The following is a 3,969-nucleotide window of genomic DNA, read 5'->3' as shown; positions in this document are numbered from 1 at the left end:
TCCGAGCTGGCCGAGCGCCACGTCGAGGTGCCCGAGCAGGTCGTCCAGGTCGGCAACGACGTCATGGTCAAGGTCATCGACATCGACCTCGACCGTCGCCGCATCTCGCTCTCGCTGAAGCAGGCGAACGAGGGCATGACGACCGAGACCGAGTTCGACCCGGCCCTGTACGGCATGGGCGCCGAGTACGACGACGCCGGCAACTACATCTACCCGGAGGGCTTCGACCCCGACACCGGGGAGTGGCGCGAGGGCTTCGAGTCCCAGCGCGAGGAATGGGAGCGCCAGTACCAGGCGGCGTACGCCCGCTACCAGCAGCACATCGCGCAGCTGCAGCGCACCGCGGAGCAGGAGGCGGAGGCCGCCGAGGCGGCGCCGGCCAACTACTCCTCGGGCGCCCCGGATGCCTCCTCCTCCTCCGAGGAGGGCGAGGAGGACGACGAGGCCGCGGCCGCGTCGACCAACGACCCGGGCCAGGGCCCGCCGTCCGCCTCCGGTGGCGGCGCGCTCGCCAGCGACGCCCAGCTCGCCGCGCTGCGGGAGAAGCTCTCGGGCAACTGAGTCCGCACGGCCGACGGGCCCTCACCCCTTCCGGGGTGGGGGCCCGTCGTCGTTCCGCGGGTCGCATTGACCCCATGCGTCACATCGTTATCCTGCGTCACACCAGCATCACGGACGCAGGGGGAGTGGCATGGCCTGGGGACGACGTCGTGCGGGTCGGCACCGCCTGGGCACGGCCGGGCTGACGTGGTGCGGCGAGTACGTCGCGGTGGCCACCACCCTGCGCGGTCCCTCGGTCGGCCGCCGTGGGCTGTTCGAGACCTTCTTCGCGACCGCGCGGCACGCGGTCGGCGCCCCCGCCTAGGCCACGCGCCCCACCGTGCCGCCGTGCCACGGCGGTCGGCCCGGCGATCGGGCAGACTGCGCGCCGTGCTGCGCGTGGGACTGACCGGCGGGATCGGGGCGGGCAAGTCGACGGTCGCGGCGGAGCTCTCCGAGCTCGGCGCCGTCGTCGTGGACGCGGACCGGATCGCGCGGGAGGTCGTCGAACCCGGGACCGACGGGCTCGCCGAGGTCGTGGAGGCGTTCGGCGAGGACGTGCTCGACGACGAGGGCCGCCTGGACCGTACCGCGCTGGGCCGGGTCGTGTTCGCCGACGACGAGGCGCGGACCCGGCTCAACGGCATCCTGCACCCGCGCATCGGCGCCCGGACCGCGGAGCTGATCGCGGGCGCCCCCGACGACGCCGTCGTCGTGCACGACGTCCCGCTCTTGGTCGAGAACGGCATGGGCCCGGCGTTCGCGCTGGTCGTCGTGGTGGACGCCCCGGAGGACGTGCGGGTGGCCCGGCTCGCCGAGACGCGCGGCATGGCCGAGGACGACGCGCGGGCCCGCATCCACGCGCAGGCGAGCGAGGAGGACCGTCGGGCGGCGGCCGACGTCTGGATCGACAACGTCGGCGACGTCGACGAGGTCCGCGAGCAGGTGCGGGAGCTGTGGTCGGAGCGGATCGTGCCGTTCGAGGCCGGGGCCCGCGAGGGTCGGGCGGCGCCGTGGCCGGAGGAGGTCGTCGACCCCGACCCGACGTGGCCGGCGCAGGCGCGGCGGGTGGTGGCGCGCGTGGAGCTGGCCGGGCAGGGGCACGTCTCGGGCGTGGAGCACGTGGGTCCGACCGCCGAGGGGCGGGCGGCGCCCGACGTCCTCGACCTGGTGGTGATCACGACCGGGAAGGACCGGACCGGGGAGCTCGCGGCGGCGCTGACCGGGGCCGGGTTCCCGAGGGTGGAGGCGGGGCTGCACGGGAGCGCCGACCCGGGTCGTCCGGTGCGCCTCGAGCTCGACTGACCCGCCGTCAGCGGTAGGGCCAGTCCAGCACCACGCCCCGCGTCGCGAGCCAGGCGTCGAGGTCGTGCCCGTGCTCGGCGATCCCGGCGTGCACCGTCGTCGCCGTCGTGAGCGCCCGCTCGGCGGCGTCCGTGGCGAGCAGGCCCGCGGCGACCGCCTCGACGTACTCGTCGACGTCGAGGAGCTCGGTCGCCCGCCCGGTGTGGACGACGAGGTCGAGGTAGTGGTCGACGGTCGTCCAGACCCGCCCGTCGCGGTGCACGTCGGCGACGTCGACGTAGAAGTCCTGCTTGCGCTCGTGGCCCGGCCGGTACCCGAACTCGGTGACGCGGATGCCGAGCTCCGGCAGCAGCCACGAGCGCATGTGGTCCAGCGTCGGGTGGTCGGGCATGGGACGGCTGAGGTAGAGCCCGAACGGTTCCTCGCGGTAGAGGTCGACGGTCCGGACGTAGCCCTTCGGGTCGGTGTTCGTGCCCTCGTCCACGGCGAAGGTCTCGACCTTCGGGGGGTGCAGCGTCACGGGCCGGGACCCTAACCACGCGCGTCGCCCCGGACGAGGTGCCCGGGGCGACGCGGCACGGCGGGATCAGCCGGCGACGGCGGCGGGGTCCATCCAGACGACCTCCCAGACGTGGCCGTCGGGGTCCGCGAAACTCGCGCCGTACATGAAGCCGTGGTCCTGGTTCGGCTTCCACTCGCTGCCCCCGTTGGCCAGCGCGGTCGCCCGCATCCGGTCGACCTCGTCGCGGCTCTCGGCCGAGAGGGCGAGCAGGACCTCGGTGGTCTTCTGCGGGTCGGCGACCTCGCCCTCGACGAAGTCGGCGAACCGCGTCGGGGTCATCAGGATCGCGGTGATGTCTCCTCGATGACGACGCTGGCGGCGTTCTCGTCCGAGAACTGCTCGTTGATCGTGAAGCCCAGCGCGGTGAAGAAGGACCGGGAGACGGCGACGTCGGCGACGGGCAGGTTGACGAAGATCATGCGCATGGTGGGGCTCCCGGTCGACGGCGGGTGATCAGGGAGACGACGCCGGGCGCGGCGGTGGAGGCGGTGACGGCGCCGACGGAGGCGGCGGTGGGGTCGGCGCTGGCCCACACCGCGGTGCCCGCGGGCCGGCCGGAGAACGTGGCGCCGCTCGACGAGGCGGGACGACTGCTGGGTCGGCTCGCCCACCTGCTCGACGCGGTCGCCGACCTCGACGACGACGCCGCCCAGGGTCGCTGGAACCCGCTCGCGGCGACGGGGACGAGCCGGTCGGCCGCCCTCGTGACCTGCCGCAAGGCCGTGGCGGGCATCCGCGGGGCGCCGCGGCGGGTGTCCTTCGCACCGGAGGCGGCGATCGCGCGGCGGCTGGCCCACCGGTTGCTGGTGCACGAGGCGGGACGGGCCGTGGACCGGGCGGCGGCGGGGACCGGCCCGCCGGAGCGCCGGCTGCCGCCGTGGGCCCTGGCGCGCCGATGGGGCCCGACGAGGAGCCCGACGACGACGCGCCGGAGCCGCCGCCCGAGCGGCCGTCGCATCCGCCGCGGGGCCTGCTCGGCGGCTGCGTCGCGGCCGCGGGGCTCTGCTGCACCGGGCAGCTGTGCTGTTCCGACGAGTTCGTCGGCCCGTGGTCGGGGCGCCCGCGCCAGACCTGGTGCGGGACCTGCACGGACGGCTGCGAGCGCGGGTGCGACTGCTGTGACTGCTGCTCGGACTGTGACGGGTGCTGCGACTGCGACTGCGGGGCCTGAGCTGGGGAACCTCACGCGGGAAGAGACTGTCGGGGGGTCGGGTTAGCCTCGGTGACATGGCGTTCGCGACGGAGGTCCCCGGTGCTGCCCGTGATGCCCACGAGGCTCACGAGGCCCACCCGGGCACGCTGCTGGACAACCCGGAGGGCCTCCCGGACGACGCGCTGGCCGAGTCCGAGTTCCGGCCGATCAGCGAGATCGAGCGCACCGGCGAGCCGTTCGAGGTCGTCAGCCCGTACCAGCCCGCGGGTGACCAGCCGGCCGCGATCGACGAGCTGGAGCGGCGGGTCAAGGGCGGCGAGCACGACATCGTGCTGCTCGGCGCCACCGGCACCGGGAAGTCGGCCACCACGGCGTGGCTGATCGAGCGCCTGCAGCGGCCCACCCTGGT

7 protein-coding genes and 1 pseudogene are annotated in these 3,969 nt (G+C 74.7%); 4 read left to right on the top strand and 4 right to left on the bottom strand.

The genetic code is table 11. From position 1 onward, the window contains the following. From VGH76_RS14485 to coaE, 3 genes are all read left to right on the top strand, one after another. Nucleotides 1-561 (top strand): S1 RNA-binding domain-containing protein (locus VGH76_RS14485; protein WP_331557385.1); only part of this gene is annotated, 561 nt, incomplete at its 5' end. A gap of 130 nt (nucleotides 562-691) precedes the next feature. Then, nucleotides 692-865: a hypothetical protein gene (locus VGH76_RS14480; protein ID WP_331557384.1), complete on the top strand. Its 174-nt coding sequence runs from the start codon at nucleotides 692-694 to the stop codon at nucleotides 863-865. A 65-nt stretch (nucleotides 866-930) separates the two neighbouring features. Then, nucleotides 931-1,845, top strand: a complete 915-nt coding sequence (gene coaE / locus VGH76_RS14475) for a dephospho-CoA kinase (RefSeq protein WP_331557383.1) — start codon at nucleotides 931-933, stop codon at nucleotides 1,843-1,845. A 7-nt stretch (nucleotides 1,846-1,852) separates the two neighbouring features. Here the strand turns inward: coaE and VGH76_RS14470 are convergent, their stop codons facing one another. The 4 genes from VGH76_RS14470 to VGH76_RS14455 form a co-directional block, all read right to left on the bottom strand. Further along, a complete protein-coding gene (locus VGH76_RS14470) occupies nucleotides 1,853-2,365 on the bottom strand; it encodes a DUF402 domain-containing protein (protein WP_331557382.1) in 513 nt (170 codons plus the stop codon). 66 nt (nucleotides 2,366-2,431) lie between these two features. Further along, a complete protein-coding gene (locus VGH76_RS14465; RefSeq protein WP_331557381.1) occupies nucleotides 2,432-2,686 on the bottom strand; it encodes a VOC family protein in 255 nt (84 codons plus the stop codon). Next, nucleotides 2,686-2,832, bottom strand: coding sequence for a hypothetical protein (locus VGH76_RS14460; protein ID WP_331557380.1), 147 nt, complete (start codon nucleotides 2,830-2,832; stop codon nucleotides 2,686-2,688). The genes VGH76_RS14465 and VGH76_RS14460 overlap by 1 nt, the downstream gene beginning before the upstream one ends. Further along, a complete protein-coding gene (locus VGH76_RS14455; RefSeq protein WP_331557379.1) occupies nucleotides 2,823-3,365 on the bottom strand; it encodes a hypothetical protein in 543 nt (180 codons plus the stop codon). Before VGH76_RS14455 ends, VGH76_RS14460 begins: the two co-directional genes overlap by 10 nt. Nucleotides 3,366-3,634: 269 nt before the next feature. Here VGH76_RS14455 and VGH76_RS14450 point away from each other — a divergent pair. Then, nucleotides 3,635-3,969 (top strand): annotated as a pseudogene (locus tag VGH76_RS14450) (excinuclease ABC subunit B); the annotation flags it as partial.

Origin of the sequence: Actinomycetospora sp. (genome assembly GCF_036497585.1) — a bacterium.
In the GTDB taxonomy this organism is placed as follows: domain Bacteria; phylum Actinomycetota; class Actinomycetes; order Mycobacteriales; family Pseudonocardiaceae; genus Actinomycetospora.
Note: the sequence above shows the minus strand (reverse complement) of the source record. Positions and strands in the feature narration are given on the sequence as shown.